We start from the raw sequence: 4848 nt of genomic DNA on the forward strand, positions 1-4848 counted from the left end.
GGGGCTCGTCCTCATCGGCATCGCCGGCAGCACGCTCAACGTCGCGCTCCCGGCGGTCGTGCGGCACTTCCACGCCGACGCGCTGGAGTCGGGCTCCGCCGTGGTGAACGACTGCCTGGCCGTGGCCCGTTGCGCCGGCATCACCACCTGGGGCGTACGCGACAGCGACTCCTGGCGCTCGGGCGACACTCCGCTGCTGTTCGACGGCAACGGCAACAAGAAGCCCGCCTACACCTCCGTCCTCAACGCCCTCAACGCCGCTGACCCCAACCCCAACCCCACGCCCACGCCCACAGTGACCCCGACCCCGCCCGACGGCAGCGGGCAGGTCAAGGGTGCCGCCTCCGGCCGCTGCCTGGACGTGCCGAACGCCGCCACCACCGACGGCACCGCCGTCCAACTGTGGGACTGCAACGGCCAGACCAACCAGCAGTGGAGCTCGACCTCCGCGGGTGAGCTCCAGGTCTACGGCAACAAGTGCCTGGACGCCGCTGGCACCGGGAACGGCGCGAAGGTGCAGATCTACAGCTGCTGGGGTGGCGACAACCAGAAATGGCGCGTCAACTCCGACGGAACCATCGTCGGCGTACAGTCCGGACGGTGCCTGGACGCCGTCGGCGCAGCCACCGCCAACGGCACCCAGATCCAGCTGTACGACTGCTGGGGCGGCGACAACCAGAAGTGGACCCGTTCCTGAGGTCGCACCCGCTGTCACAGCAAGAAGACCATCGGCCCTGACCGGCCTCACCACCTGATCCCTCCGGTGCGGCGTACTGCGCCGCACCGGAGGGTCTGGCCGGTGGAGTCAGAACATCTCGTCGAGCAGGCGGAAGTAGTGGAGCCGCTGCTCGTCGAGTGTGTCCAGTCCGTAGGCGGCGAAGAAGTCGTCGACGGCCGCCGGGCCGAAGTCGTCGCCCAGATCTCGTACGGCGATGGCCAGATCGAGGTATCGGTCGGCCACTCCGAGACCCCCCACGTCAATCACCACAGGATCGCCGTCCTGGGGGAGCAGCACATTACCCGGCGTGTAGTCGCCGTGGGCGACCACGAGGTCCTCGACGGCGGGGCGCTCGGCGATCAACCGGTCGTGGACCTGTCGCGGAGACAGGCCGCGGTGGTCGTCGTCGAAGTCGTCCGGATCGACGAGCCCGGCGCGGACGCGCTCGGCGGCGCGGGCGAGGCGGACGTCGAGTCGTTCGTCGAACGGGCATTCGCCGATCGTGATGGCGTGCAGGTCGCTCAGGACCTGGCCCATGATCGTGCCGATGTTCGGCGGCGCGGCGCTCTCGAGGCTGGGAGCGGCCACATCGGCGAGCACCAGCGTGTCGCCGTCGAAGGCGACGACGTCGGGCACTCTCGCCCAGCGCTTGAGCCAGCGCAGCCGCTCATGTTCCGCGGCCGCGACCGGGCCCTGCTTGACGTAGAACACGCCAGAGGCGCTCGTCACGCGCATGACGTGGCCGCTCATCCCCTCGTGCCCGTCGGACCAGACGGCGTCCTCGCCCAGCAGAGTCGCGATGCGGTCGCTGACGTGCATGCGGGTGATCATAACCAGATCCGCCGGGTGCCGAACGGGTTCACGAACCGGGTTTCACACCTCCGTAACAGTCCACTGGTTGTTGGTGCTGCTGTTCGGCGTCCACATGGCCACGGTGGAGCCGGCGGTGCTGCTGCCCATGCCGTCGAGGGCCGTGCCGGTGCCGCGGTTGATGATCTGGTAGCGGCCGTTGCCCGTGCTGTTGAGGCGCCACTGCTGGTTGTTGCCGCCGGTCCAGGCCGCCTGCCTGGCGGCGGCGCCGTTGGCGGTGTTGCCCCAGCTGTCGGCGACCATGCCGTTGGTGCGGTTGACGATGCGGTACCACCCGCCGCCGAGGTCCACGAGCTGCCACTGCAGGTTGGTGCTGCCGTCCCAGTTCCACTGCTTGAGGTTCGCCCCGGAGGCGACATTCCCGCCGCTGTCCAGCGCCAGGCCGGTGGTCGCGTTGGTGATCCGCACGTAGCTCGCCGGCGCGGGGCCGGACCCGGTCATGCGGTACGTACGACCGGCCTGGCCGGTCAGTCCGATGACGTCGTTCTCGGGTTTGGTGACGCTGACCGTGTCGCCGGTCGTGGTGTCGACCACCTGGTAGGTTCCGGCGAAGATCCGGCTGCGCACGTTGACCGTCCCGTCACGGTCGAACCTGATGAGGATCTCGGTGGCCCCGCCGGAGCTCCACGTGGCATCCACGGTGTAGCCGCCGCGCCCCCGAAGACCCTGCACCTTCCCGCTCGGCCAGGCCGCCGGCAGCGCCGGCAGCACGTGCAGCTCGCCGTTCTGGCTCTGCAGCAGCATCTCGGCGATGCCGGACGTCGCGCCGAAGTTGCCGTCGATCTGGAACGGCGGGTGCAGGTCGAACATGTTCGGCGCGAGCCGGGCCGTGGTCACGAGGGCGCGGATCAGGTCGTGCGCCCGCGTGCCCTCTTCCATCCGCGCCCAGTAGTTGATCTTCCAGGCCAGCGACCACCCCGTGCCGTCGTCACCGCGCAGTTCGAGGGTCCGCCGCGCGGCGGTGTACAGCGCGGGGGTGCCGCGCTTGGTGATCTGGTTGCTGGGGTGCAGGCCGTAGAGGTGGGAGATGTGCCGGTGGTTCTGCTCGGTCTCGACCCAGTCGTACAGCCACTCCTGGATGTTGCCGCGTGAGCCGACCCGCATCGGCGGGAGCCGGTCGCGGGCGGCCAGGACCTGCGCCCGGAAGGTCGCGTCCGTGCCCAGCAGCTCGCTCGCCTTGGCGCAGCCGTTGAACAGGTCCCGCAGGATCTGGTTGTCCATCGTGGGTCCGGCACACACGCTGACGCCGGCGTGGTGGGTCAGTTCCGGCGAGTTCGACGGGTTCGTGACCAGATATTTGAGGGTCGGTTCTTCCACGAGCGTCTCCAGGAAGAACTGCGCGGCCCCCTTCATGGCCGGGTAGTACTGCCGGAGGAAGTCGAGGTCGCCGGTGAAGAGGTAGTGGTCCCAGATCATGGTGGCCAGCCATGCGCCGCCGGTCTGCCACATGCCCCAGGTGGCGCCGTCGACGACCGAGCTGCCCCGCCAGCCGTCGGTGTTGTGGTGGGTCACCCAGCCACCGGCGTTGTACTGCACCCGGGCCGTGCGGGCGCCGCTGACCGTGAGGTCGTTGATCATCTTGAACACCGGCTCGTAGCACTCCGACAGGTTGGTCGTGTCGGTCGGCCAGTAGTTCATGGGCAGGTTGGCGTTGAGGGTGTACTTCGAGTCCCAGGACGGGGTCAGGGAGTCGTTCCAGATGCCCTGCAGGTTGGCGGGCTGGGTGCCCGGACGCGAGGAGGAGATCAGCAGGTAGCGGCCGTACTGGAAGAGCAGCGCCGAGAACTGCGGGTCGTTGCTGCCGGCGTGCTGCGCGATCCGTACGTCGGTCGGCTGGTCGGCCGCCGCGGTGCGGCCGAGGTCGAGCGTCGTGCGCCCGAACAGCCGCTGGTAGTCGGCGACGTGCCGGCCGCGCAGGTCGTCGTAGGTCCTGGTGACGGCGGCGTCGAGATGGCGTCGCGCGATGCCCTGATAGTCGCCGCTGACGTCCTTGTAGTTCACGTAGCCGGAGCCGATGGAGATCAGCACCGTCACGCTGTTGGCGGACCGCACCTGCAGGGTGCCGCCGGAGCTGCTGACACTGCCGCCTTCGGCGACGGCCCGGGCCAGTGCCAGGAACCTGACCTTGCCCGCCAGGCCCCTCTGGTCGCCGGAGATGCCGTCGAGCGCGACCGTCGTGCCGTCCGGGCTGGAGCGTGTCGTCCGCTGCGGGCTGTCGAACGTCGCGGAGAACGTGATCGAGCCGGGCTTGTCGGCGGTCAGGCGGACGGCGATCACCTGATCCGGCGCGCTCGCGAGCACCTCGCGCCGGTACCGCACGCCGTTCTGCAGGTACGTCACCGTCGTGGAGGCCGTGGTCAGGTCCAGGAGACGGTTGTACTCCGACACCCCGGCGGCGCTGCCGAAAGTGAGCCGTAGATCGCCCACGGGCTGGTACGCCAGCTGGGCCGAAGGGTTGCCCAGCATGTTCTGGTCGACCAGGGTCTGGGCCTGGCTCCACTGGTTCTGGAAGACCAGCTGCCGGATCTGCCCCAGCGCCGCCGCACCCTTCGGATTGCTCTGGTCGTACGGCCCGCCGGCCCAGATGGTGTCCTCGTTGAGCTGCAGCCGTTCGGTGTCGACGTTGCCGAACACCATGGCGCCCAGGCGGCCGTTGCCGATCGGAAGAGCGCGCAGCCACTCCGTGCCGGCGCTCTCGTCGTACCACAAGGCCAGGTCGTTCGCGGCGCGCACCTCCGGAGGCGCTATCGAGGCGGCGCGGGCCGCGGCCGTCCATGGCAACGGCAACAGCGCGGCTCCAGCTCCAGCCGCGCCGAATCTCAGCACTTGTCTTCGCGATAAATCAGCCATTTCGATTCTCCAAACCCATGGGGGTTGCGGGCGGACGGCCTCCGTCGCGTACGAGCACGAGCACTGCAGCGTGTACGCGCTTGTGGCCATCGCCGGGGCGATGACTCGCCCCGGCGATGGCACGTGATCAGCGGTTATGGGGCTGTCAGACGCGGGTCCATTGCTGGTTGGTGCCGCCGTGGCAGGTCCAGATCTGCACCTTGGTGCCGTTGGCGGTGCCGTACCCGGAGACGTCCAGGCACTTGTTGGCTCCGACCGCGGTGATGCTGCCGTCGGCGTTGATGCGCCATTTCTGGTTGCTCTGGCCGTTGCAGTCCCAGATGATCACGGCGGTGCCGTCCGCCGTCCCGGCCCCGTTCACGTCCAGGCACTTGCCGCCGTAGACCCGCAGCTCACCGGAGTCGGTCGAG

At 69.1% G+C, this 4848-nt stretch carries 4 protein-coding genes; 1 reads left to right on the forward strand and 3 read right to left on the reverse strand.

Features of this window, described 5'->3' with window-relative positions; all coding sequences use genetic code 11:
• Positions 1-697: ricin-type beta-trefoil lectin domain protein (locus AB0J64_RS56780; RefSeq protein ID WP_364046995.1), on the forward strand; the 697-nt coding region annotated here is incomplete at its 5' end.
• 108 nt (positions 698-805) lie between these two features.
• On the opposite strand, the gene AB0J64_RS56785 is transcribed toward AB0J64_RS56780, so the two are convergent.
• From AB0J64_RS56785 to AB0J64_RS56795, 3 genes are all read right to left on the reverse strand, one after another.
• Positions 806-1537, reverse strand: coding sequence for an APH(3') family aminoglycoside O-phosphotransferase (locus tag AB0J64_RS56785; protein ID WP_364046998.1), 732 nt, complete (start codon positions 1535-1537; stop codon positions 806-808).
• Positions 1538-1591: 54 nt separating this feature from the next.
• Positions 1592-4375 (reverse strand): glycoside hydrolase N-terminal domain-containing protein, encoded by a 2784-nt coding sequence (locus AB0J64_RS56790; RefSeq protein WP_364047001.1) that lies wholly within the window; start codon positions 4373-4375, stop codon positions 1592-1594.
• Between the two features lie 208 nt (positions 4376-4583).
• Positions 4584-4848: ricin-type beta-trefoil lectin domain protein (locus tag AB0J64_RS56795; RefSeq protein WP_364047004.1), on the reverse strand; the 265-nt coding region annotated here is incomplete at its 5' end.

This window comes from Nonomuraea sp. NPDC049695 (assembly GCF_040674955.1).
In the GTDB taxonomy this organism is placed as follows: Bacteria; Actinomycetota; Actinomycetes; order Streptosporangiales; family Streptosporangiaceae; genus Nonomuraea; species Nonomuraea helvata.

Excerpts from the sequence above, each read along its gene's own strand:
- AB0J64_RS56785 (WP_364046998.1), bottom strand. The coding sequence starts at position 1,537 with ATGCACGTCAGCGACCGCATCGCGACTCTGCTGGGCGAGGACGCCGTC.